The sequence below is a fragment of the Kineococcus aridisoli genome, assembly GCF_050871885.1.
Classification (GTDB): domain Bacteria; phylum Actinomycetota; class Actinomycetes; order Actinomycetales; family Kineococcaceae; genus Kineococcus.
The window spans coordinates 1-22,402 of sequence record NZ_JBJLSF010000019.1 but is presented as its reverse complement, the minus strand read 5'-3'; the positions used below and the strand labels follow the sequence as shown (position 1 = coordinate 22,402).

At 77.2% G+C, this 22,402-nt stretch carries 21 protein-coding genes; 6 read left to right on the top strand and 15 right to left on the bottom strand.

Annotated elements, in window-relative coordinates; translation table 11 throughout:
* Positions 1-83: 83 nt before the first annotated feature.
* Positions 84-1,064 (bottom strand): ATP-binding protein, encoded by a 981-nt coding sequence (locus tag ACRYM2_RS07650; protein ID WP_432521205.1) that lies wholly within the window; start codon positions 1,062-1,064, stop codon positions 84-86.
* Positions 1,065-1,194: 130 nt separating this feature from the next.
* On the opposite strand from ACRYM2_RS07650, the gene ACRYM2_RS07645 reads away from it, so the two are divergent.
* From ACRYM2_RS07645 to ACRYM2_RS07635, 3 genes are all read left to right on the top strand, one after another.
* Positions 1,195-3,045 (top strand): ABC transporter transmembrane domain-containing protein, encoded by a 1,851-nt coding sequence (locus tag ACRYM2_RS07645; RefSeq protein WP_432521203.1) that lies wholly within the window; start codon positions 1,195-1,197, stop codon positions 3,043-3,045.
* Positions 3,042-4,859, top strand: coding sequence for an ABC transporter ATP-binding protein (locus ACRYM2_RS07640; RefSeq protein WP_432521201.1), 1,818 nt, complete (start codon positions 3,042-3,044; stop codon positions 4,857-4,859). Before ACRYM2_RS07645 ends, ACRYM2_RS07640 begins: the two co-directional genes overlap by 4 nt.
* Before the next feature lie 74 nt (positions 4,860-4,933).
* Complete coding sequence (locus ACRYM2_RS07635; protein ID WP_432521199.1) at positions 4,934-6,148, top strand: MFS transporter; 1,215 nt, start codon at positions 4,934-4,936, stop codon at positions 6,146-6,148.
* Positions 6,149-6,181: 33 nt separating this feature from the next.
* On the opposite strand, the gene ACRYM2_RS07630 is transcribed toward ACRYM2_RS07635, so the two are convergent.
* The 7 genes from ACRYM2_RS07630 to ACRYM2_RS07600 form a co-directional block, all read right to left on the bottom strand.
* A complete protein-coding gene (locus ACRYM2_RS07630; protein WP_432521197.1) occupies positions 6,182-7,141 on the bottom strand; it encodes an oxidoreductase in 960 nt (319 codons plus the stop codon).
* A 59-nt stretch (positions 7,142-7,200) separates the two neighbouring features.
* On the bottom strand, positions 7,201-8,322 hold the full coding sequence (locus tag ACRYM2_RS07625) for a GuaB3 family IMP dehydrogenase-related protein (protein ID WP_432521195.1): 1,122 nt from the start codon (positions 8,320-8,322) through the stop codon (positions 7,201-7,203).
* 80 nt (positions 8,323-8,402) lie between these two features.
* Positions 8,403-9,944, bottom strand: a complete 1,542-nt coding sequence (guaB, locus tag ACRYM2_RS07620) for an IMP dehydrogenase (RefSeq protein WP_420814580.1) — start codon at positions 9,942-9,944, stop codon at positions 8,403-8,405.
* A gap of 22 nt (positions 9,945-9,966) precedes the next feature.
* Positions 9,967-11,367 (bottom strand): hypothetical protein, encoded by a 1,401-nt coding sequence (locus tag ACRYM2_RS07615; RefSeq protein ID WP_432521192.1) that lies wholly within the window; start codon positions 11,365-11,367, stop codon positions 9,967-9,969.
* A gap of 92 nt (positions 11,368-11,459) precedes the next feature.
* Complete coding sequence (shbA, locus tag ACRYM2_RS07610; protein ID WP_432521266.1) at positions 11,460-12,044, bottom strand: RNA polymerase sigma factor ShbA; 585 nt, start codon at positions 12,042-12,044, stop codon at positions 11,460-11,462.
* A gap of 238 nt (positions 12,045-12,282) precedes the next feature.
* The gene (locus tag ACRYM2_RS07605) at positions 12,283-12,894 is read right to left on the bottom strand and encodes a response regulator transcription factor (protein ID WP_041291960.1); all 612 of its coding nucleotides are present in this window, start codon (positions 12,892-12,894) and stop codon (positions 12,283-12,285) included.
* A gap of 193 nt (positions 12,895-13,087) precedes the next feature.
* Positions 13,088-14,134 carry a MerR family transcriptional regulator gene (locus ACRYM2_RS07600; RefSeq protein ID WP_432521264.1) on the bottom strand — a complete coding sequence of 349 codons (1,047 nt, stop codon included), beginning with the start codon at positions 14,132-14,134 and terminating at the stop codon, positions 13,088-13,090.
* Between the two features lie 401 nt (positions 14,135-14,535).
* Here ACRYM2_RS07600 and ACRYM2_RS07595 point away from each other — a divergent pair, with 401 nt between their 5' ends.
* Positions 14,536-14,838 (top strand): WhiB family transcriptional regulator, encoded by a 303-nt coding sequence (locus tag ACRYM2_RS07595; protein ID WP_432521190.1) that lies wholly within the window; start codon positions 14,536-14,538, stop codon positions 14,836-14,838.
* A gap of 100 nt (positions 14,839-14,938) precedes the next feature.
* Here ACRYM2_RS07595 and groL read toward each other — a convergent pair whose 3' ends face one another.
* Both groL and groES read right to left on the bottom strand, forming a co-directional pair.
* A complete protein-coding gene (groL, locus tag ACRYM2_RS07590) occupies positions 14,939-16,555 on the bottom strand; it encodes a chaperonin GroEL (protein ID WP_432521188.1) in 1,617 nt (538 codons plus the stop codon).
* Between the two features lie 91 nt (positions 16,556-16,646).
* Positions 16,647-16,943, bottom strand: coding sequence for a co-chaperone GroES (gene groES, locus ACRYM2_RS07585; protein WP_432521186.1), 297 nt, complete (start codon positions 16,941-16,943; stop codon positions 16,647-16,649).
* Between the two features lie 206 nt (positions 16,944-17,149).
* Between groES and ACRYM2_RS07580 the strand changes: the two genes are divergently transcribed.
* Entirely contained in the window at positions 17,150-18,358 is a 1,209-nt protein-coding gene (locus tag ACRYM2_RS07580) for a class I SAM-dependent methyltransferase (RefSeq protein WP_432521184.1), read from the top strand.
* Here ACRYM2_RS07580 and rimI read toward each other — a convergent pair.
* A complete protein-coding gene (gene rimI / locus ACRYM2_RS07575) occupies positions 18,333-18,800 on the bottom strand; it encodes a ribosomal protein S18-alanine N-acetyltransferase (protein WP_432521182.1) in 468 nt (155 codons plus the stop codon). The two genes, ACRYM2_RS07580 and rimI, sit on opposite strands and share 26 nt — an antisense overlap.
* A 26-nt stretch (positions 18,801-18,826) precedes the next feature.
* Positions 18,827-19,495, bottom strand: coding sequence for a tRNA (adenosine(37)-N6)-threonylcarbamoyltransferase complex dimerization subunit type 1 TsaB (gene tsaB, locus ACRYM2_RS07570; protein WP_432521180.1), 669 nt, complete (start codon positions 19,493-19,495; stop codon positions 18,827-18,829).
* Between the two features lie 18 nt (positions 19,496-19,513).
* On the opposite strand from tsaB, the gene ACRYM2_RS07565 reads away from it, so the two are divergent.
* Positions 19,514-20,461, top strand: a complete 948-nt coding sequence (locus ACRYM2_RS07565; protein WP_432521178.1) for an aminoglycoside phosphotransferase family protein — start codon at positions 19,514-19,516, stop codon at positions 20,459-20,461.
* Here the strand turns inward: ACRYM2_RS07565 and ACRYM2_RS07560 are convergent.
* From ACRYM2_RS07560 to ACRYM2_RS07550, 3 genes are all read right to left on the bottom strand, one after another.
* A complete protein-coding gene (locus ACRYM2_RS07560) occupies positions 20,448-21,221 on the bottom strand; it encodes an alpha/beta hydrolase (RefSeq protein ID WP_432521176.1) in 774 nt (257 codons plus the stop codon). The two genes, ACRYM2_RS07565 and ACRYM2_RS07560, sit on opposite strands and share 14 nt — an antisense overlap.
* A complete protein-coding gene (gene tsaE / locus ACRYM2_RS07555; protein WP_432521174.1) occupies positions 21,218-21,763 on the bottom strand; it encodes a tRNA (adenosine(37)-N6)-threonylcarbamoyltransferase complex ATPase subunit type 1 TsaE in 546 nt (181 codons plus the stop codon). The genes ACRYM2_RS07560 and tsaE overlap by 4 nt, the downstream gene beginning before the upstream one ends.
* The coding region (locus ACRYM2_RS07550; protein ID WP_432521172.1) for an alpha/beta fold hydrolase at positions 21,760-22,402 on the bottom strand (643 nt) is incomplete at its 5' end. The genes ACRYM2_RS07550 and tsaE, both read right to left, overlap by 4 nt.

Here is a 22,402-nt window from a genome sequence, read left to right as displayed (position 1 = left end):
CTTCGGACTGGTTCTCGGGCGCTTGCGGCGTCACCTCCCCAGGGTATTGCCTCCGGGCCCCCCGCCGGTCGCCCCGGCCGCAGCTACAGCAGCCCCTCCAGGTCGACGGACCAGCCGGCCGCCGCCCCGGCGTCCGGGCGCGGCTCGAACCACACCGTCTTGCCCGGCCCCTGCCCGGCGGGCAGCGGTTCGACGCCCCAGTCCGTGGACAGCGAGGCCACCACCTGCAGCCCGCGGCCGGTGGTGGCCGAGCTGCCGAGGCGGCGCACCTGCACGGGGGCCGGCGAGGCGTCGGCGACCTCGACGCGCACCCCGCCGGAGGCGCTGGCGCGCACGGTGATCGCGAACGGGGTGCGGGCGTGCAGCACGGCGTTCGTGACGACCTCCGAGACGGCCAGCTCCGCGGGTTCCTCGACGTCCTCGGCGTCCATGCGGCGCAACGTGGAGCGCACGTGGCGGCGGGCGGCGGCCACCGCGTCGGCCACCGGGTCCAGCACCAGCGGCGGCCCGACGGCCTCCCCGGCCGGCCCGCCCGCCCCGGTCGGCGGTGCGGCGACGGCGCCGGGCGCCGCGACCGCCTCCCCGGCGTCCTCGTCCCGCCAGGGCCGGGCCGGCCCACCGGCGAGCTGGCCGACGATCTCGCCGAACAGCCAGCGGCGGAAGGCGACGAGCCCGGGCTCGGCGGGCAGCGTCAGCAGGTGCCGGGTGCGGCAGTACGCGTCGGCCTCCTCGAGCACGTCGAGCAGGTGCTGCACGTAGGGCGCCGACGCGGTCGTGGTGTCGTACTCGGCGTCGAAGTGCGTGGCCCCCGCGGCGAGCGCATCCTCCATCGCCTGCGCGCGCTGGGCGCGCAGCGGGGCGTAGGTGGTCTCCAGCTCGACGCTGAGCTCCAGCAGCCGGGTGGGCAGCGAGGCGCCGTCCCCGCGCTCCCCGCCGATCCGGATGAGGGCGAACTCCCGCAGCAGCGCCTCGACGTGGCGGTTCAGCCGGGCCCGCAGCAGCAGCGGCAGGTGCAGCAGCCGCACGTGCGCGTCCAGGGGCCCGGGCCCCTCCTGTCCCCCCACGGGACCACTGTGCCACGGCGGCGCTCACGCACCGTGGCGCCGGCGTCGCACGACGTCCGGCGGCCGCCGGTGGGACGCGGGTCCGATATCGGATGGAGAGTCGCCCGGACAACGATTACCGTCGATCCACGTGCGGGAACTCCCCCTCGCCGACCCCGGCGCCCCCGACGTCCGCTCCCCTCTGAAGCTGCTGCTGCGCACGGCCGCGCAGCAGTGGCGCTCCCTCGCGATCGGCACCGCCTTCGGCTGCGCCTGGATGCTCACGCAGGCCGTCCTGCCCGCCGCCGTCGGCAAGGCCCTCGACGAGGGCGTCCTGGCCGGCGACGACGGCGCGCTGCTGCGGTGGTCCGCCCTCGTCCTGGCGCTGGCCGTCGCGACGACGCTGGCCGCCGTGGTGCGCCACTACTACGGCGTCACGAACTGGCTCACCGCCTGCTTCCGCACGCTGCAGCAGGTCGGCCGGCACACCGCCCGCGCCGGCACCGCCGTGACCGCCCGGCTGCCGCAGGGCGAGGTGCTCGCCAGCACCGCCTCCGACGGCCCCCGCCTGGCCGACGCCTTCGACGTCACCCAGCGCGCCGTGGCCTCGGTGCTCGCCGTCGTCGTCGTGGCCGTGCTCGTGCTGCGCACCTCCGTGCCGCTGGGGCTCATCGTCCTGCTCGGCATCCCCGCGGTCCTCGTGGCGCTGCTGGTGCTGCTGCGCCCGCTGCAGGAGCGCCAGCGGCGCCAGCGCGAGCTCACCGGGCAGCTGACGGCGCTGGGCACCGACACCGTCCGCGGCCTGCGCATCCTGCGCGGCGTCGGCGGCGAGGACCTCTTCCTCTCCCGCTACCGGGCCAAGAGCCAGCAGGTGCGGGCCGCGGGCGTGCGGGTGGCCGCCTGGGAGTCGGCGCTGGAGGCGCTGCAGGTGCTCGTCCCCGGCCTGCTCGTCGCCGCCCTGGTGTGGGCGGGCGCGCGCGCCACCGTCCGCGGGGAGATCACCCCCGGCGACCTCGTCGCGCTCTACGGCTACGCCGCCTTCCTCACCTCCCCGCTGCGCATGCTCGTGGAGACCGCGGACAAGTACGCCCGCGCCCTCGTCGCCGCCCGCCGGCTGGTGACGATGCTGGAGGTGCCGCCGCTGCTGGCCGACGCCCCGGCCGGGCAGCTGCAGCACCCGCCGGCCGGCCCGCTGGCCGACCCCGCCTCCGGCGTCGTCGCCGTGCCGGGCGCGCTGACGGTCGTCGTCAGCGACCCGCCCGAGGACGCCGGGCCGCTGGGCCGGCGGCTGGCCCGCTTCGAGGACGCCCCCGCGACGGGCACGGGCGCGGGCACGGGCGCGGGCACCGGCGCGACGCTGTCCGGCGTGCCGCTGCGGCAGGTGCCCGTGGCCGAGGTGCGCCGCCGGGTCGTCCTCGCCGAGGACGACGCCCAGCTGTTCAGCGGCACCCTGCGCGAGCAGGTGGACCCGGAGAACCTGCACACCGACGCGGAGGTGCTCGCCGCCCTGCGGGTCGCCGACGCCACCGAGGTCGTCGACCTCGTCGACGGCGGCCTGCGCGGCGCGGTCGCCGAGCGCGGCCGCTCGCTGTCCGGCGGCCAGCGCCAGCGCCTGGCCCTGGCCCGGGTGCTGCTGCGCGACCCCGAGGTCCTCGTCCTCGTCGAGCCGACCAGCGCCGTGGACGCGCACACCGAGGCCCGCATCGCCGGCCGGCTGCGCGCGGCCCGCGCCGGGCGCACCACGCTCGTCGCCAGCGCCAGCCCGCTGGTGCTGCCGCAGGCCGACACCGTGCACTGGGTGCGCGGCGGGCGGCTGGTGACCAGCGGCACGCACGCGGAGCTGCTGGCCCGCGACGCCGGCTACCGGCGCTTCGTCACCCGCGACGCCGCCGCCGGCGCGAGCACCGGCACGAGCACCGGCGGCAGCGCGGACACCGTCCCCGCCCAGTCCGGCGGCCGCCGCCCCGTACCCGCCCCCCTGCCCGGCGAGGAGAGCTCGTGAGCACCACCACCGAGGGCGTCGAGGCCCTCCTCGACGAGCGCACCACCCTGCCGGTCGCCGACCGCGCGCACGTGCTGCGCGACGTGCGCCGCCTGCTGCGCCGGCACCGCCGGCCGGGGCTGGTGATGATGGCGCTGCACTCGGGCGCCGCGCTGGTGGGCCTGGCCGGCCCCTGGCTGCTGGGCGGCCTGGTCGACGACGTCGTCGCCGCGGCGCGCGGGGCCGACCCGGCCGCCGTGCTCGGCGACGTCGACCGCACCGTCGTGCTGCTGGTCGCCGCCGTCGTCGCGCAGGCGCTGCTGGCCCGGGTGGCGCGCTACCGCTCGCTGTCGCTGAGCGAGGAGGTATTCGCCGAGCTGCGCGAGGAGTTCCTGGGCCGCGCCACCCGGCTGCCGCTGTCGGTCGTCGAGCAGGCCGGCACCGGGGACCTCGTCTCCCGCACGACCAACGACGTCGACGCCCTCAGCTACACCGTGCGCTACGGCGCCCCGGCGATCCTCGTGGCGTCGGTGACGGCGCTGCTCACCGTCGCGGCGGCCTTCCTCACCGGCCCGCTCGTCGCGCTGGCGGTCGTCGTCGGCCTGCCGGGCCTGCTCGTCGGCACCCGCTGGTACCTGCGCCGGGCAGCGGCCGGGTACGCCGCCGAGCGCGCGTGGTGGGGACGGATCTCCACCACGCTCGGCGAGAACGTCGAGAACGTGCGCACCGTGGAGGCGCTGGCGCTGGCCGACCAGCGGGTGCGCCTGGTGGACCGCGTCATCGGCGAGACCGTGCAGCGCGAGCGCTACACCCTCGGGCTGCGCCTGCGGTGGTTCCCCACGATCGAGATGTCCTACCTGCTGCCCGTCGTGGTCGCGCTCGTGTGGGGCGGCCACCTCGTGCGCCACGACCTCGCCAGCACCGGCCAGGTCGCGGCCGTCGTCCTCTACCTGCGCCAGCTCGTGGGCCCCGTCAACGAGCTGCTCATCTGGTGGGACGAGCTGCAGGTCGGGCAGGCCTCCTTCGCGCGCGTGGTGGGCCTGGCGACGGTCCCGCCCGACCGCGAGGTCAGCGGTGAGCAGGCCGTCTCCGACGACGTGCGCGCCGAGCGGGTCGGCTACGCCTACGCCCCCGGGCGCCCCGTGCTGCACGACGTCTCGCTGTCGCTGGAGCCCGGCGAGCGGCTCGCGGTCGTCGGGCCCACCGGTGCCGGCAAGTCGACGCTGGGCCGGCTCATCGCCGGCATCGCCCCGCCCACCAGCGGCTCGGTGCGGGTGGGCGGCGCGGAGGTGACGGGGCTGCCGCTGGAGGCGATGCGCCGCCAGGTCGCGCTCGTCACCCAGGAGCGGCACGTCTTCAGCGCCTCCCTGCGCGACAACGTCGCGCTGCCCGTGCCGGAGGCCGACGACGGCGCGGTCGAGGCCGCGCTGGAGCCCGTCGGCGCCCTGGGCTGGGTGCGCGCCCTGCCGCAGGGGCTGGCCACGACCGTCGGCGAGAACGGGGTGGAGCTGTCCGCCGCGCAGGCGCAGCAGGTGGCGCTGGCCCGCCTGGTGCTCGCCGACCCGCACACCCTCGTGCTCGACGAGGCCACCTCGCTGCTGGACCCGAACACCGCCCGGCACACCGAGCGCTCGCTGGCGGGGGTGCTGGAGGGCCGCACGACGGTCGCCATCGCGCACCGGCTGCACACCGCGCACGACGCCGACCGCATCGCCGTCGTCGAGGGCGGGCGCATCACCGAGCTGGGCACCCACCACGAGCTCGTCGACGCCGACGGCCCCTACGCGAGCCTGTGGCGCAGCTGGCACGGCGGCCAGGAGCGCCCGCCGGGCTAGGATCCCTCCCAGAACGACTCAGGGCTGCGGCGCGTCAGAGGTGGGGAGGCGCGCCACGACGATGGAGCCTGCCCGTGAGCTCGCCCGCCCTGCTGTCCCGCTACTCCCGCCTGCCGGAGCTGTCCGGCGCCGCCTACCTCGCCGCGACCGCCGTCGGCCGCCTGCCCATCACGATGGTGCCGCTGGCCGTCCTCGCGCTCGTCACCTCCGCCAGCGGCTCGGTGGCCGTCGGCGGCCTCGCCAGCGCCTGCGCCGCGGTCGGCGAGGCCGTCGGCGTCCCCGTCGTGGGCGCCTTCGCCGACCGCCGCGGTCAGCGCGGCGCCCTGCTGACCGTCGTGGTGCTGCACCTGCTCGCCGTCGCCGGCCTCTTCGCCGCCCTCGCCGGCCCGGCCGGCTGGACGGTGCTGGCGGCCGCCGCCTGCGTGGGGCTGACGCTGCCCTCGGTCAGCGGGTTCTCCCGCGCCCGGTGGCTGCGGATGACGCCCCGCGTCGAGGAGCAGCGGACCGCGTTCGCCTTCGAGGGCACCGTCGACGAGGCCGCCTTCATCCTCGGCCCGGCCCTCGTCGGGATCGTCGGCGTCCTCGCCGGGCCCGCCGGTGCGCTCGTCGTGGCCGCCGCCCTGGTGGCCGTCTTCGTCACCGCGTTCGCCTGCCACCGCACCCACCGGGTGACCGCCCCCCGCCCCGCCGAGCACGGCGGCCCCCGCCCGCGGGTGCCGTGGGCGGTGGCCGGGCCGGTGGCCGGGATGCTCGCGATGGGGACCGTCTTCGGCGCCACCCAGACCGGTGTCACCGCCGCCGCCGAGGCGGGCGGCAGCGCGTCCGCGGGCTCGCTCGTCTACGCCGTCATGGCCATCGGCTCCACCGCCACGACGCTGTGCCTGGTGCTCGTGCCCGAGCGGGTCGGCCTGGCGCTGCGCTGGCTGGCGTGCGGCGCCGGGATGCTCGCCGGTTCGGGCCTGCTCGTGGCCGCCGCCGGGCACGGCCTGCTCGCGCTCAGCGGCGCCGTCCTGGTCACCGGGTTGTTCGTGGGGCCCGGGCTGGTGACGATCAGCACGACCGCGGCCGCGCTCGTGGCCGCCGAGCGCGGCGCGTTCGTCATGGCCCTGCTGAACTCCGGCATCGTGCTGGGCGTGGCGACGGGCGCGGCGGTGGGCGGTGCGCTCTCGGAGTCCTCCGGCCCGGCCGCCGGGCTGGCCGTCGTCGCCGTCGCCGCCGCGGTGCTCACCGCGCTGCCGCTGCCGCGGCTGCTGCGCCGCGGGCGGGCCGGGGCGCAGGCCCCGGCGTGAGCGCCCGCGCGAGTGCCCGCGCGGAGGCCCGCCTCAGGCGGTGAGCTGCTCGAAGCCGACGCCCGTCCACTCCACCGAGCGGGCCCACAGCCAGGCTGCGTCGGCGGTGTCGTAGGCCGCCGCGCTCGCCCGGACCTGCACCGGGAAACCGCGCCACTCGCGCGGTCCGCCCGGTGCGTAGAACTCCCCGCCGCGCGCCTGCGGGTCGGTGGCCGCGCGCAGCAGCGGCCAGGCGCCCTGGGCCGGGGACTGGGCGATGGCGCGGCTGAGGACGGCGCCCACGGCCTCCCCGACGCGGTTGCCCGACAGCGGCGTGGACTTCCACAGGTTCGTGTCCGACAGGCCCGGGTGGGCGGCGGTCGAGACCAGCGGGGCGCCCACGGCGGCGGCCCGGCGCTGCAGCTCCAGCGCGAACAGCAGGTTGGACAGCTTCGACTGCCCGTAGGCGGGCCACTTCCGGTAGCTGCGCTCGCTCTGGTAGTTCCCGCGGTCCAGCCGGCCGAAGCGGTGCGCCACGCTGGAGACGTTCACCACGCGCGCTCCGCCGCCGGCCAGCAGCGCCGGCAGCAGCAGGCCCGTGAAGGCGAAGTGGCCCAGGTGGTTCGTGCCCACCTGCGTCTCGAAGCCGTCGGCGGTGCGCCCGAACGGCGGCGCCATGACACCGGCGTTGTTGACCAGCACGTCGATGCTGGAGCGCCGGTGCAGCAGGTCCGAGGCCGCGCGCCGCACGCTCGCCAGGTCGGCGACGTCCAGCGCGACGACCTCGGCGCTGGCCTCGACGCCGGAGTCGCGGACCTCCGCGCGCAGCCGCTCCAGCGCGTCGCGCCCGCGCTCGGCGTTGCGGCACGCCAGCAGCACGTCGGCGCCGCGGCGCGCGAACTCGGTGGCGACGTGGAAGCCCAGCCCGGAGTTCGCGCCGGTGACGACCACCGTGCGCCCCTCCTGCGGGCCGATGGCGTCGGGCGTCCAGGGGGTCTGCTCCGGGTGGGGCACGGTGGTCCGTTCGTCCAGCGGATCCGCTGCGGCGGGTCCGGTCGTTCAGCGGGGCTGGTTCAGCGGGGCTGGTAGGGCGAGACGACGACCTCGATGCGCTGGAACTCCTTGAGGTCGGAGTAGCCCGTGGTGGCCATCGACCGGCGCAGCGCGCCCATGAGGTTCGTCGAGCCGTCGGCGACCCGGCCGGGGCCGTTGAGGATCTCCGCCAGGGGCGCGACCGTGCCGACGTGCACCCGCTCCCCGCGCGGCAGCACCGCGTGGTGCGCCTCGGGGCCCCAGTGCCAGCCGCGGCCGGGCGCCTCGGTGGCGCGGGCCAGGGCGGCGCCGAGCATGACGGCGTCCGCGCCGCAGGCGACGGCCTTGACGATGTCGCCGGAGGTGCCGACACCGCCGTCGGCGATGACGTGCACGTAGCGCCCGCCGGACTCGTCCATGTAGTCGCGGCGCGCGGCCGCGACGTCGGCGACGGCGGAGGCCATCGGCGCGTGGATGCCCAGCGCGGTGCGGGTGGTGTGCGCGGCGCCGCCGCCGAAGCCGACGAGGACGCCGGCCGCACCGGTGCGCATGAGGTGCAGCGAGGCGGTGTACGTGGCCGCCCCGCCGACGACGACGGGCACGTCGAGCTCGTAGATGAACCGCTTGAGGTTCAGCGGCTCGCTGCGCCCGGAGACGTGCTCGGCGGAGACGGTGGTGCCGCGGATGACGAAGAGGTCCACGCCGGCGTCGACGACGACCTTCCAGAACTCCTGGGTGCGCTGCGGGGAGAGCGCGCCGGCGACGGTGACGCCCGCGGCGCGGACCTCGGCCAGGCGCTGGGTGATGAGCTCGGCCTTCACCGGCTCGGCGTACATCTGCTGCATGCGCGGGATCGCCACGGCCGGGTCCAGGCCGGCGATCTCCGCCAGCAGCGGCTGCGGGTCCTCGTAGCGCGTCCACAGCCCCTCGAGGTCGAGCACGCCCAGACCGCCCAGGCGGCCCAGCGCCACGGCCGAGGACGGTGAGGTCACCGAGTCCATCGGCGCGCTCATCACCGGGATGTCGAAGTGGTACGCGTCGATCTGCCAGGCCGTCGAGACGTCCTCGGGGTCGCGCGTGCGGCGGCTGGGCACGACCGCGATGTCGTCGAAGCTGTAGGCGCGACGCCCCCGCTTGCCGCGGCCGATCTCGATCTCGTACACCCCGTCAGGCTACCGGCTGCCCACCGGCCGCCGGTGCACGGCGACCGGTGGGTGGGCTGCGGGCAGCCGGCCGGCGGGCCTCAGCGACCGCTGTAGTTCGGCGCCTCGACGGTCATCTGGATGTCGTGCGGGTGCGACTCCTTCAGCCCCGCGGCGGTGATGCGCACGAACCTCCCGGTCCGCTGCAGCTCGGGGACGGTGCGCGCGCCCGAGTAGAACATCGACTGCCGCAGGCCGCCGACGAGCTGGTGGGCGACGGCGGCCAGCGGCCCGCGGTAGGGCACCTGGCCCTCCACGCCCTCCGGCACGAACCGGTCGTCGGAGGCGACGTCGTTCTGGAAGTAGCGGTCCTTGGAGAAGGAGCGGGCGCCGGAACGGGTCTGCTGGGCGCCCAGCGAGCCCATGCCCCGGTAGCTTTTGAACTGCTTGCCGTTGATGAACACCAGCTCGCCCGGGCTCTCGTCGCAGCCCGCCAGCAGCGAGCCGAGCATCACGGTGTCGGCGCCGGCCACGAGGGCCTTGGCGATGTCGCCGGAGTACTGCAGCCCGCCGTCGCCGATGACCGGCACGCCGGCCGGGCGCGCGGCCTTGGAGGCCTCGTGGATGGCGGTGACCTGCGGGACGCCGACACCGGCGACGACGCGGGTGGTGCAGATCGAGCCCGGGCCCACGCCGACCTTGATGCCGTCCACGCCTGCGTCCACGAGCGCCTGCGCGGCGGCGCGGGTGGCGACGTTGCCGCCGACGACGTCCACGTGCGCGGCCGCGGGGTCGGACTTCAGCCGGGAGATCATCTCCAGCACCGCGCGGGAGTGCCCGTGCGCCATGTCGACGACGAGCACGTCCACGCCCGCCTCGACCAGGCCCATGCCGCGCTTCCAGGCGTCCTCGAAGATGCCGATGGCCGCCGCCACCCGCAGGCGGCCGTCGTCGTCCTTGGTGGCCAGCGGGTACTGCTCGGACTTGGTGTAGTCCTTGACGGTGATGAGGCCGGTCAGGCGGCCCCGGTCGTCGACGATCGGCAGCTTCTCGATCTTGTGCCGGCGCAGCAGCTGCATCGCGTCGTCGGTGCTGATGCCGACGGGGGCGGTGACCAGCGGGGCCTTGGTCATGACCTCGCGCACCGGGCGGGAGAAGTCGCTCTCGAAGCGCAGGTCGCGGTTGGTGACGATGCCCACGAGCGTGCCGTCGGGGTCCACGACGGGCACGCCGGAGATGCGGTAGCGCCCGCAGAGGGCGTCGACGTCGGCGAGGGTGGCCTCGGGGGTCGTGGTGACCGGCTGGGTCACCATGCCCGACTCCGAGCGCTTGACGAGGTCGACCTGCGCTGCCTGCTCCTCGGCGGACAGGTTGCGGTGCAGCACGCCGAGACCGCCCTGGCGGGCCATCGCGATGGCCATGCGCGACTCGGTGACGGTGTCCATGGCCGAGCTCAGCAGCGGGATGCGCAGCGTCACCCGCTTGGAGATCCGGCTGGAGGTGTCGGCCTCGGAGGGGATGACGTCGGACTCCCCCGGCAGCAGGAGCACGTCGTCGTAGGTCAGCCCGGTGAACCCGAACGGGTCGTGCTCGGGGTTCGCGGCGGTGTCGGCAGCGGTGTCCTCGGGGTTGCGCGCGCTCACACCCACGATGCTACGGCCCGCGTCAGCCCTGCGCGGACGCGTCCGCGGTCGGCTCGGGCGCCGGGGCGGTCGCGGCGGAGGTGGCCTCGACCTCGGCCGTCGGCTCGACCCCGGCGCTCGGGGACGGCACGACGACCGGCAGCGTCGGCGTGACGACCTCGACGGGCGGGGTGGGTGCGGGCGCGTCGGTCGTCGGCGGCACCGACCCGTCCGGCTCCGGCGCGCTCGGTGCCGGTGCGCTCGGCCCCGGCGCGCTCGGCTCCGGCGCGGCCGGGGTGGACGGGTCCACCGGCCCGGTCGGTGCACCGGTGCCGGGGTCCGTCGGCGAGCCCGGCCCGGTGGGCGCCCCGGTGCCGGACGGGGTGTCGGCGGGGGTGCCCGTGGGCGACCCGCTCCCGGTGCCGCCGGGGGGCGGCGCGGACGGCGCACCGGTCGAGGCGGTGGGCGCCGGCTGCTGCGGGAGCGCCGGTGCGGAGGTGGCGGGCGCGGACGGGGACGGCACGACCGGTGCCGTCGGGCGCACGCCCCCGGTGGGGACGCCCGGTGCCGTCGGGCTGCCGGTGGGGCCGTCCGAGCCCGTGGACGGCGAGGCCGACGGAGAGGTGGACGGCGAGGTGGACGGGGAGGTCGACGGCTGGGTGCCCGTGGTGCGGCCGGGGGCCAGCGGCGCCACCCAGCTCGGCGCGGGCGAGGGTGCGGCCGTCGTCGCCGTGGAGGCCTCCACGAGGGCGTCCAGCGTGCCCGCGGGCGCGCTGGACGCGGAGCCGGGCTGCACCCCCGCGATGACGTCCTCGTCGGGGACCTGGCCGCTCTGCAGCACCGCGAGGGTGCTGGCGACGGCCTCGGCGAGCGTGCCGTCGATGTCGGCGGCGGCCAGCTGCTCGTGCAGGTTGCTCACGCGGGCCAGGGCGGCCTCGGAGTCGCCGGCGCGGGCCTCGCGCACGGCCTGCTGCAGCTCGCGCTGGGCGCGCTCGGCCGGCGTGCCGGCGAAGGCGGTGAAGACGGTGTCCGGGAACCACTCCGGCAGCCGCGCGGAGACCGCCGCGGGGACGGGACCACCGCGCACGCCCAGGGAGCCGGCGCCGGTGGCCGCCGCGGCGGCGGTGCCGCCCAGCAGCGCCAGCACGGCCGCGGTGGCCGCACCGCCGCGGCCCAGCCGCTGCAGGGTGCGGCGGCGGGCCAGCAGCACGCGGGGCGCCTGGACGGGCTCGGGCTCCGGGGCGGCCTCGGACGCGGCGACGATCTCCTCGATCGGCACCGGCCGGACACCGGCCGTGTCGGGGTCGGCGTGCAGCGCGTAGGCGTCGAGCAGGCGCGCGACGGTGTCGTCCAGGTCGCGGCCGGTGGCCCGGTGGGCGCCGAGGCGGTCGAGCAGCGCGTCGGTGGCCAGCAGCTCGGGCACCGAGAACGACTCCTCGTCCACGTCCCCTCCCCCGCCGTCCGCAGCTCGTCCCCGGGCACCGCGCAGGTGCCCGTCCCGCAGGTGGCCGCGGCCACCGTCCCCGTCCCGCCCGCTCACGGCGCCACCTGCAGCGAGGTGTCGGCCAGCGCGGTCTTGCGCAGCTTCTGCATGGCGCGGTGCTGCGCCACGCGCACGGCACCGGCCGTCATGTCGAGGGCGCGGCCGGTCTCCTCCGCGGACATCCCGGCGCCCACGCGCAGCGTGATGATCTCGCGCAGCTTGGGCGGCAGGGTGTCCAGCAGCCGGCCGACGGTCTCGGCGTCGAAGGCGTCGAGGGCCACCTGCTCGGGCCCCGGCTCGGTGGTGGCGGCGTCGGGGACGTCGTCGGTGGGCACGGGGGCCCGGTAGGAGGCCCGCTGCGCGTCGGCGACCTTGTTGGCCGCGATGCGGTACACGAACGCCTCGAACGGGCGGCCCGTGTCCTTGTAGCGGGGTAGTGCCGTCAGCACGGCGATGCAGACCTCCTGTGCCGCGTCCTCGGCGGCGTGATCAGCTCCGGGCAGTCGCCCGAGCTTGGCCCGGCAGTAACGGTGGACGAGGCGGCGCACCGCTGCCAGGAGGTCGGCGACCGCGCCCTGCTCCCCCGACAGGGCGCGCGTCGCCAGTTCCTGGAGCCCCCCGGCATCCGTGCTGTTCATCGCTGCCGACCGCGGGGGCGTTACACCCGCGGCGGCGTCCGGACCGGCGTCCGCGTCCGGCTGCCCGGCGGCGTCCGGGGCGGCGTCCAGGTCGAGGTCTGCGCCCGTGGACCCGTCCAGGGCGGGTCCGGCGAGCTCCACCCGGGGGACGTCGGGCACGACGGCAGGACCGGCGTCACGCCGTCTGGCGTCCGCGTCCTGCCGTCCACCGGCGTCGTCGCCCCCCGGGCTCACCTGCCTACCGTACGAGACCCCAGCGGAATCCCACAGCCACCGCCTGAGCGCGGTCGGCGGCCTCGAGCTTGCGGAACAGCCGGCGGGCGTGCGTCTTGACGGTGTCCTCGGACAGGAAGAGCTCCCGGCCGATCTCCGCGTTGCTGCGCCCGCGGCTCATCCCGACGAGCACCTGCTGCTCGCGCTCGGTGAGGACGGGCGCGCGGCCGGTCAGCACCGCGCGCGTGCGGTTGCCGCCGCGGCGGCGCGAGACGTCCTGCAGCGCCTGGAGGACGGCCGTGGCCAGCTCCTCGCGCGAGACGTCCTTGACGAGGTAGCCGCGGGCGCCGGAGGCGACCGCACGAGCCACGCCGTCGCCGTCCTCGGCCATCGTCGCCATGAGCACGTTCGCCTCGGGGTGGCGCGCGAGCAGCCGCCGGGCCGCCTCGACGCCGCCGATGCCGGGCATCCGCACGTCCATGATCACGAGCGAGGGACGCTCGACGGGCCAGCGCTGCAGCGCCTCCTCGCCGGAAGCGGCGCCCACGACCCGGGTCACGCCCGGAACGGCGGCGACCATGCGCCGCATGGCCTCACGAGCCAGTGGAAGGTCATCACAGACCAGAACCGTTGCCACCACGACCTCTTCCCTGTGTGGGTGGAGCGGGGCCGTCCGTGGCCTCGCCGCGGCGCACGTCGGGTGCACCACACAGGGAGTTGTCGGCAGGTGATCGCCCGGTCCTGAGGGTCCCGGCGCACGAACCTGCGGTGAACGCGCCGGGAACCGTTCGCGCGACCGGCCTGACCCGGTCGGACCCGGTCGGACCCGGTCAGGCCCGCACGGCCTCCGCGCAGCGGGCGACCGCACCGGTGAGGTCGGGGGCGTGCTCGCACCCCGGCAGGCGGTCGGCGGCGTCGGCGGGCCAGCCCGCGCCGCAGAGCACCACGAGCGGGGCCGGGCGCACGCGCAGCAGGTCCGCGAGCTCCTCGAGCAGCGCACCGCCGGGGGCGGCGGCGGCGTGCACGAGCAGGGCCGGGGGGCGGGCGCGGCGCACCGCGGCGGCCAGCACGCGCACGGGCACGCCGTCGCCGAGGGCGCGGGCGGCGGTGCCGGTCTCGGCGAGCGCGGCGGCCGCCGCGAGCAGCACCGGCCCGTGCGAGCGGGCGTCCACGCCCGCCAGGAGCACGGCGCGCTCGCCCGCGGCGACCGGCAGCGCGGCCAGCGCCCGGGCGACGGCCTCGTGCAGGGCGGCGTCGCGGGTGGCCAGCGCCGGCCCGAGCACCGCGTCCCAGGCGGGGGCGACGCCGCGGCTGCGCACCTCCTCGCCGAAGCGGTCCGCGAGGCTGCTGACGGCCCAGTCGGCGGCCTCCTCCCCGCCGCGCGCACCCGGCAGCGGCGGGCGGCTCTCGGCGTCCTCGGACTCGTCCTCGTCCTCGGCCCCCTCGGGCTCGCCGGGCACCGCGTCGGCAGGCCCGGCGCCCGCGTCGGCCCGCAGGCTCGCCAGCGGCTCCAGGCCCAGGGCGGGCGCGTCGCCGGACAGCGCCGCCAGGCCGCCGGAACCGGGGCCGGCGATGGCCGCGGCGTCGGTGACCGCGGCCTCGATGACCGCGGCCGGGATGGTGGAGACGCTGGCCAGCGCGAACCCGCCGTCGGCGACGGCGGTGGTCGCGGCGAGCTGGGCGGCCTCGGCCGGTGCGACGCCCTCGAGGGTGAGCCGGCGCATGACGACCAGGCGGGCGAGGTCGGCAGAGGAGTAGCGCCGGTGCGCGCCGGCGGTGTGCTCGGAGGGCCCCAGCCCGTAGCGGCGGTCCCAGGTGCGCAGGGTGGCCGGTGCGACGCCCAGCCGGCGGGCGACGGCGGCGACGGTCAGCGTCATGCGCGGGGCCGGCGGCACGGCAGCTCCCTGAGCCGAGGAGGACACCGCCCGATCCTCCCAAGCCGCCGGACACCCCGCCACTCACCCCCCACCCGGAAGTTGTTCACGGTTGTTCAGCGGGGTCGCGACCCGTGGTCGCGGGGTGTGAGCCCGCTCACGCCGCGATCCACAGGGTTGTTCACGGGTTGTGCACCGTCGCGCCACCTGCGGGCCCGCGACGTGGCTGCTCGGGCCGTTCTCGGCCTCCGCGGCGGGTGACCCGGGGATGACCCGGGACCGGCGCGGTGGCGGCGCGCTCGGATCACCGTGAACAACTTCGCGCCAGGGGCTTGAACAACTTCTGGCGCGGTTGTAGCTTCATCCCCAGTCAGCAAGATCCCTCCCCTCCCCAGGAGCGCACCATGGCCGAGATCTCCCGCCTCCCCGGACCCGTCGCCGACATCTGGGAGTGGCAGCTCATCGGCGCCTGCCGCGAGGCGGACCCGAACCTCTTCTTCCACCCCGAGGGCGAGCGCGGCCCCGCGCGCCGCAACCGCGACGCCGCCGCCCAGGCCATCTGCGCCACCTGCCCCGTGCTGCAGCAGTGCCGCGAGCACGCGCTGAAGGTGCGCGAGCCCTACGGCGTGTGGGGCGGGCTGACCGAGGACGACCGCGAGGCCGTCTACGCCACCGAGCGCCGCCGCGCGCTGCGCATCGCCAGCTGACACCCGTCGTCGAGCACCGTGCGCGGTGTGGTGCGGCGCGCGGGACGACGAAAGGCCCGGCCCCCTCGGGGGGACCGGGCCTTCGTCGCGTCAGGAGGGGTCAGTGGCCGTGGCCGTGACCGTGGCCCGCGGCGGCGGGCTCCTCCTCCTTCTTGTCCACGACGAGGGTGTCGGTGGTCAGGACCATCGACGCGATCGACGCGGCGTTGCGCAGCGCGGAACGGGTGACCTTGACGGGGTCGATGACCCCGGCGGCCAGCAGGTCGACGTACTCGCCGGTCGCGGCGTTGAGGCCGTTGCCGGGCTCGAGCGCGCGGACCTTCTCGACGACGACGAAGCCCTCGAGACCGGCGTTCTCGGAGATCCAGCGCAGCGGCTCGGTGGCCGCCTTGCGCACGAGGGCGACACCGGTCGCCTCGTCACCGCTCTTGCCCAGGCCGTCCTCGAGCACGGAGACGGCGTGCACCAGGGCGGAGCCGCCGCCGGCGACGATGCCCTCCTCGATCGCGGCGCGCGTCGCGGAGACGGCGTCCTCGATGCGGTGCTTCTTCTCCTTGAGCTCGACCTCGGTGTGCGCGCCGACCTTGATGACGACGACGCCGCCGGAGAGCTTGGCGAGGCGCTCCTGGAGCTTCTCGCGGTCCCAGTCGGAGTCGGTGCGCTCGATCTCGGCCTTGATCTGGGCCACGCGACCGGCGACGTCCTCGGAGGAGCCGGCGCCGTCGACGATCGTGGTGTCGTCCTTGGTGACCGTCACGCGGCGGGCGGTGCCCAGCGCGTCGAGGTCCACCTGGTCGAGCTTGAGGCCGACCTCCTCGGCGACGACCTGCGCGCCGGTGAGGGTGGCGATGTCCTGCAGGATCGCCTTGCGGCGGTCCCCGAAGCCGGGGGCCTTCACCGCGACGGCGTTGAAGGTGCCGCGGATCTTGTTGACCACGAGGGTGGACAGCGCCTCGCCGTCGACGTCCTCGGCGATGATCAGCAGCGGCTTGGAGGCCTGCAGGACCTTCTCCAGCAGCGGCAGCAGCTCCTGCACCGTGGAGATCTTGCCCTGGTGGACCAGCACGTAGGCGTCCTCGAGGACGGCCTCCTGCCGGTCGGCGTCGGTGACGAAGTAGGGCGAGATGTAGCCCTTGTCGAACTGCATGCCCTCGGTGAAGTCCAGCTCCAGCGCGGTCGTGGAGGACTCCTCGACCGTGATGACGCCGTCCTTGCCGACCTTGTCGAAGGCGTCGGCGAGCAGCTCGCCGACGGCCGGGTCCTGGGCGGAGATCGTCGCGACGTGGGCGATGTCGCCCTTGCCGTCGACGTCGCGGGCCAGCGACAGGAGCTTGTCGCTGACGGCGTCCACGGCCGCGTCGATGCCGCGCTTGAGGCCGGACGGGGCCGCCCCGGCCGCGACGTTGCGCAGGCCCTCCTTGACCATGGCCTGGGCCAGGACGGTCGCGGTGGTGGTGCCGTCACCGGCGACGTCGTTGGTCTTGGTGGCGACCTCCTTGGCGAGCTGGGCGCCGAGGTTCTCGTACGGGTCCTCGAGCTCGACCTCGCGGGCGATGGTGACGCCGTCGTTCGTGATCGTCGGCGCACCCCACTTCTTGTCGATCACCACGTTGCGGCCCTTGGGGCCGAGGGTGACCTTGACGGCGTTGGCGAGCGCGTCGACACCGCGCTCCAGCGACTTGCGGGCGGTGTCGTTGAACGACAGCTGCTTGGCCATGTGGTGCGTTCTCCTTCTGAGCTCGGCAGCGGACGAGGAACGCCCCGGGCGCCCGGTGGTGGGCGCCCGGGGCGTCAGGACCTCGTGCCGCTTACTTGGCGACCTTGGCGAGGACGTCGCGCGCCGAGAGGATCAGCAGCTCGTCGCCGCCGTACTTGACCTCGGTGCCGCCGTACTTGGAGTAGATGACCTTGTCGCCGACGCTGACGTCGACGGGGACGCGCTTGCCGTTGTCGTCCACGCGACCCGGGCCCACGGCCAGGACCTCGCCCTCCTGGGGCTTCTCCTTGGCGGTGTCCGGGATGACGAGACCGGAAGCGGTCGTCTGCTCCGCGTCGAGCGGCTTGACGACGATGCGGTCCTCGAGCGGAGTGATGGAGACCGACACTGGTGCGGCCCTCCCCTTCTCTGTCGCGTACTCGTGCGGGAAGGTCGGCTGCGAGGTGGCGGACGACCGTCGTCGCGGGTGCCGGGCGGCCGCTGCCTCGCGGTTGGCACTCCCATGGGGGGAGTGCCACCGACGCTGCTCCCGAACGCTAGCACTCACGTCGGCCGAGTGCCAGATCCGGTCCCCGTCCTGGCAGCATCGTCCGGGTGAACGTCCACGACGTCGACGCGCTGACCTCCCCGGCCGGCCGCGCGCTGCTCGACGAGCTCGCCGGCAGCGCCGGCGAGGACCCCGTCGCCCTCGCCCAGCGGCTGCGCCGCGCCGGCCACGACCCGCACCTGGCGGCGCTGGCCACCACGCAGGCGCGGCTGCGCGAGCGGGCGGCGGCCAAGCTCGGCCCCCGCGCGCACGGGCTGCTGCTGACGGCCGCCGGCACCGAGCAGGCCACCCGGGCCGTCGTCGCCGCCGAGCACGCGCGCCGCTTCGCGGCCGCCGGGGTGCGCCGCGTGGCCGACCTCGGCTGCGGCGTGGGCGCGGACTCGCTGGCCTTCCTGGACGCCGGCCTGGACGTGCTGGCCGTCGACGCCGACCCCGTGACCGCCGCCGTCGCCGCCCACAACCTCGGCCGGCCGGTGCGCTGCGCCGACGTCACCGCCGGGGTCGCCGACGAGCTGGGCGAGGGCGACGGGGCGTGGTTCGACCCCGCCCGGCGCACGAGCTCGGGACGGCGCGTCTTCGACCCGGAGGCCACCTCGCCCCCGCTGTCGTTCGTGCTGGCGACCGCCGCCCGCGTCCCCGCCACCGGCGCCAAGCTGGCCCCCGGCGTCCCGCACGCCGCGCTGCCCGCGGGCGCGGAGGCGCAGTGGACGTCGGTGGACGGGGAGGTCGTGGAGTGCGCGCTGTGGCACGGGCCGCTGGCGCGGGCGGGCACCGCCCGCAGCGCCCGGGTGGTGCGCGGCGGCCGCGTCGACGAGCTCGACGACACCGACCTGCCGCAGGCCGAGGTCGGCCCCGTCGGGGGGTTCCTGCACGAACCCGACGGCGCGGTGATCCGCGCGGGCCTGGTCGGCCGCGTCGCCGCCGACCTCGGCGGCCGGCTGCTCGACGAGACGATCGCCTACGTCAGCACCGACGCACCCGCCTCCTCGCCGTTCGCGCGCGGCTACCGCGTGCTGGAGGTCATGCCCTTCGGGCTGAAGCCGCTGCGGGCGCGCCTGCGCGCGCTCGACGTGGGGGCGCTGACGGTCAAGAAGCGCGGCACGGCCGTCGACCCCGACCAGCTGCGCCGGCAGCTGGCGCTGAAGGGGTCGCGGCCGGCGACGATCGTGCTGACCCGGCTGGCGGGCCGGCAGTCGGTGCTCGTCGTGGAGCCGCTCGGCGCGGACCCCCTCAGCCCCGCAGGTCCGCCCGCATGATCAGCGCGTCCACGTCGTCGGGCTGGTAGTAGCGCGCGCGGCGGGCGATCTGCTCGAACCCCTCGCTGCGGTACAGCGCCTGCGCGGGGGCGTTGTCGGCGCGGACCTCCAGCAGCAGCCGGGTGGCGCCGGCGTCGCGCGCGGCGCCGCGCAGCGCGCGCAGCAGCCGGCGCCCCAGCCCCCGCCCCTGGGCGGTGCGCGCGACGCCGATCGTCTGCACGTCGGCGTCGGCACCCGCGACGACGACCCCGCCGTAGCCGACGAGGTCCCCGCCGGGCTGCACGGCGACGAGGAACGTGCGGTCGGGCCGGGCCAGCTCGCCCCAGAAGGACTCCACCGACCAGGCGCCGCGCCCGAACAGGTCGACCTCCAGGGCGTGCACGGCGGCGACGTCCCACCAGCGCATGGGTCGCAGCGCGGGGGCCGCGGCGGGTTCGCTCACCGGCCCACCCTAGGAGCGCCCGCCGCTCAGGCGGTGACGCGCTTGCGGGCGCCGGGCACGCTCGCGTCCGGGCGGCGCAGGTACAGCGGCTCGGGCGGCAGCAGCCGCCACCCGCCCCGCCCGGCCAGGGCGTCCACGGCCAGCAGCGCCAGCGCGCCGCCGTCGACCTCGAAGGGCGCGGTGGCCGGCCCGAGGGCGTCCGGGTGCAGCTGCGTGCCGCGCCCCACCACCGGCAGCCCGGCGCGCTCGACGGCGGCCGGGGCGAGCACGTCCGGCCCCGCGGTGCGGCGCACCCCGTCCCCGTCCGCGACGTAGCGGGCGGTGTGCACCTCGCGGCGGCGGGCGTCGGTGGCCACGAGGAACTCCCCCGCCAGCCCTCCGGCGACGGCCTGCGCGGCGAGCACGTCCAGCGAGCACACCCCGTGCACCGCCGCCCCCCACGCCAGCGCCAGCGTGCGCGCCGTCGCCAGCCCCACCCGCAGACCCGTGTAGGGGCCCGGCCCGACGCCGACGGCGACGTCGGTGACCTCGGTGCGCTCGCGGCCGGCGGCGGCGAGCACCTCGCCGACGGTGGGCACGAGGACCTCGGTGTGGGAGCGGGCGTCACCGGCGCGGCGGGCGGCCAGGACCCGCTCCCCGTCGCAGACGGCGACCGCCACGCCGTCGGTGGCCGTGTCGATCGCGAGCAGCAGCACGCAGGGGATCCTAGGCCGGTGCAGGAGGAGGACGCGGTGCAGGACGGCGCGCAGGACGGCGCGCGGGACGGCGCGCGGGACGGCGCGGTGGACGGGCGGGCGCCGGGCTGGGCCCGGGAGCGGCTGGCCGAGCGGGGGGTGGCGGTCCTGGCCGCCGAGCTCGTCAAGCACCGCCCCTGGTCGACGGTGTGGCGGCTGAGCACGCCGGACGGGCCGGTGTGGCTGAAGGCCTGCCCCGGGGCCACCCGCCACGAGGTGCGGCTGCTGGAGGCGCTGGCGCGCTGGCGGCTGCCGCACGCCCTGCCGCCGCTGGCGGTCGACGCCGAGCGCGGGCGGGTGCTGCTGCCCGACGGCGGCCCCACCGTGCGCGAGGTCGCGCCGGCCGACGCGGGCGCGGCCGCCCGGCGCTGGGCCGACGTCCTCGCCGGCTACGCGCAGGTGCAGGCCGCCAGCACCGCGCACGCCGACGACCTCGTCGCGCTCGGCGTGCCCGACCTGCGCCTGCCGGTGCTGCCCGAGGTCGCCGCGGAGCTGGTGCGGCGCTGGGCGCCGCAGGTGCGCGACCAGCTGCCCCGGCTGCGCGAGGAGGCCGCCGAGCTCGCCGAGCTCGGCCCGGCGGCGGCGCTGCAGCACGACGACCTGCACGACGGCAACGTCTTCGCCGCCGGTGGGCGGCCCTTCGACTGGGGCGACGCGTGCGTGGCGCACCCCTTCACGAGCCTGCTCGTCGCCCTCGACGTGCCCGACCCCGCCCCGGCGCGCCGGGCCTACCTGGCGCAGTGGGCCGCCGCGGGCTGGGCGCCCGCGGACGCGCGCGCCGCCGAGCGCGCCGTCGAGCTGGGCGTGCGGCTGGGCCGGGTGACCCGCGCGCACAGCTGGGCGCGGGCGCTGGCGGCCTGGCCGGCGCCGCCGGAGCCGTTCGCGGACGCCCCCGGCTGGTGGCTGCGCACGCTCAGCGGGAGCTGACCCGCCGCACGAAGGCCACGGAGTCGGCGAACACCGCGGGCGCGTCCACGTCGGAGGTCAGCTCGTGGAAGCTGGCGTCGTAGACCACCTCGGCGACCTCGCGGGAGGAGACGCCGGCGAGGACGCGCCGCGACGAGGAGGCCGGGACGACGTGGTCGGTGCGCGAGCGCAGCACCAGCAGCGGCTGGGTGACCCGGTGCAGCTCGCGGCGCACCTCGCGCCAGCCGCCGGTCTGCGAGACGAGCGCGCGCAGCGGGGTGCGGTCGTAGGCCAGCACGCTCGCACCCGGGTCGGCCAGGTCGCCGGCGATCGCCGGCCAGCTCGGCAGCACCCGCCCGAGGGTGGCCACCGCGAGCGCCTTGGCCGGGTGCAGCGCCACGGCGGGGTTGGCCACGACGACGGCGTGCACCCGCAGCGGGTGCAGCTGCGCCAGCCGCAGCGCGAGCGCGCCGCCCATCGACAGCCCCGCCACGACGACCCGCTCGTGCCCGTCGAGGGCCTCCAGCGCCCGCTCGGCCGCCGCGAGCCAGTCCGCCCAGCCCGTGCGGTCGCAGTCGGCGGGGGTGCTGGCGTGCCCCGGCAGCAGCGGCACCTCGACGTCGCAGCCCGCGGCCTCGAACGCCTGCGCCCAGGCCAGCACGCTCAGCGGGGTGCCGGTGAACCCGTGCAGGACGAGGACACCGGTGCGCGCCGGCGGCAGCGCCCGCGAGCGGTGCCCGTGGACGCGGTCGTCCCCGGCGCGCTCGGCCAGCGTGCTCACACCGGGTCCGGGCCCGGGCCCGGGCCCGGGTCCGTGCCCCCGTCCAGGCCCAGGTCCCCGGCCAGGCCGGCCCAGCGCGCGCCGATCCCGCGCAGCCGCACCGTGCGCGGCTCCACGGGGACCTCGTCGCTGGCCGCGCCGCTCGCCCCGTGCGGGCGCAGCAGGTCCACCTCCAGGCGCTCCCCGGCCAGCTCCTCCACCAGCCCGCGACCCCACTCCACGACCGTGACGGCCTGCTCGGCGGAGGCGTCGAGGTCGAGGTCGTCGACCTCGGCCAGCGAGCCGAGGCGGTAGGCGTCCACGTGCACCAGCGGCGGCCCGCCCCGCAGCGAGGGGTGCACGCGGGCGATGACGAACGTCGGCGAGGTCACCGGCCCGCGCACCCCCAGGCCCTCGGCCAGGCCCCGGGTGAGCGTCGTCTTGCCGGCGCCCAGGTCGCCGGCGAGGACCAGCAGGTCCCCCGCGCGCAGCAGCGCGCCCAGGCGCGCGCCGAACGCCGCGGTCTCCTGCGGCCCGGCCAGCACCAGCTCCAGCGCGCTCACCGGCGCCGCCGCCGGGTGCGCCGGGGCAGCGGCACGACGACCTCGTGCAGCGCGGCGGCGCGGCGGGCGTCGGAGCGGGCCAGCAGCCGCTCCAGGCGCGCCGTCACCACGGCCGGGTGCTCCAGCATCAGCAGGTGCCCGGCGCCGCGCACCAGCACGTGCTCGGCGCCGGGCAGGGCGTCGGCGATCTCGCGCGAGTGCGCGGCGGGGGTCATGAGGTCGCGCTCGGCGGCCAGCACGAGCACGGGACGGCCGGCCAGCGCCCGCAGCGCCTCCCGCTCGTCGAGCGCGCTGAAGGCCGGCAGCAGCTCGGCGATGACGTCGGTGGGGGTCTGCGCCATCATCCGGCTGGTCAGCCGGATGAGCTCCGGGCAGACCGGGCCGGCGAAGTTCCAGTGCCGCACCAGCAGCTGCTCCAGGTCCGCGCCGAGGCGGCGGCTGCGCTCCAGCACGTCCGCGCGCGCGGCCGCCCGCTCCAGGGCCAGCTCGGCCCAGCGCACCAGGTGGTGCCCCAGCAGCGGCAGCCCGTGGTCGACGGCCGCGAGCCCGCCGGCGGGGGGGGGGGCGGGGGGCGGGGGGGGGGGCCGGGGGCGCCGGTGGGGCCGGGGCCCCGCCAGCGCCCAGTCCCGCAAGCGCCCC

What these genes read in the sequence shown, in the direction of transcription:
- shbA (WP_432521266.1), bottom strand. Translation starts at nt 12,044, where the DNA reads ATGAACAGCACGGATGCCGGGGGGCTCCAGGAACTGGCGACGCGCGCC.
- ACRYM2_RS07600 (WP_432521264.1), bottom strand. Translation starts at nt 14,134, where the DNA reads ATGACGCTGACCGTCGCCGCCGTCGCCCGCCGGCTGGGCGTCGCACCG.
- ACRYM2_RS07595 (WP_432521190.1), top strand. Translation starts at nt 14,536, where the DNA reads ATGGCCGAGATCTCCCGCCTCCCCGGACCCGTCGCCGACATCTGGGAG.
- groL (WP_432521188.1), bottom strand. Translation starts at nt 16,555, where the DNA reads ATGGCCAAGCAGCTGTCGTTCAACGACACCGCCCGCAAGTCGCTGGAG.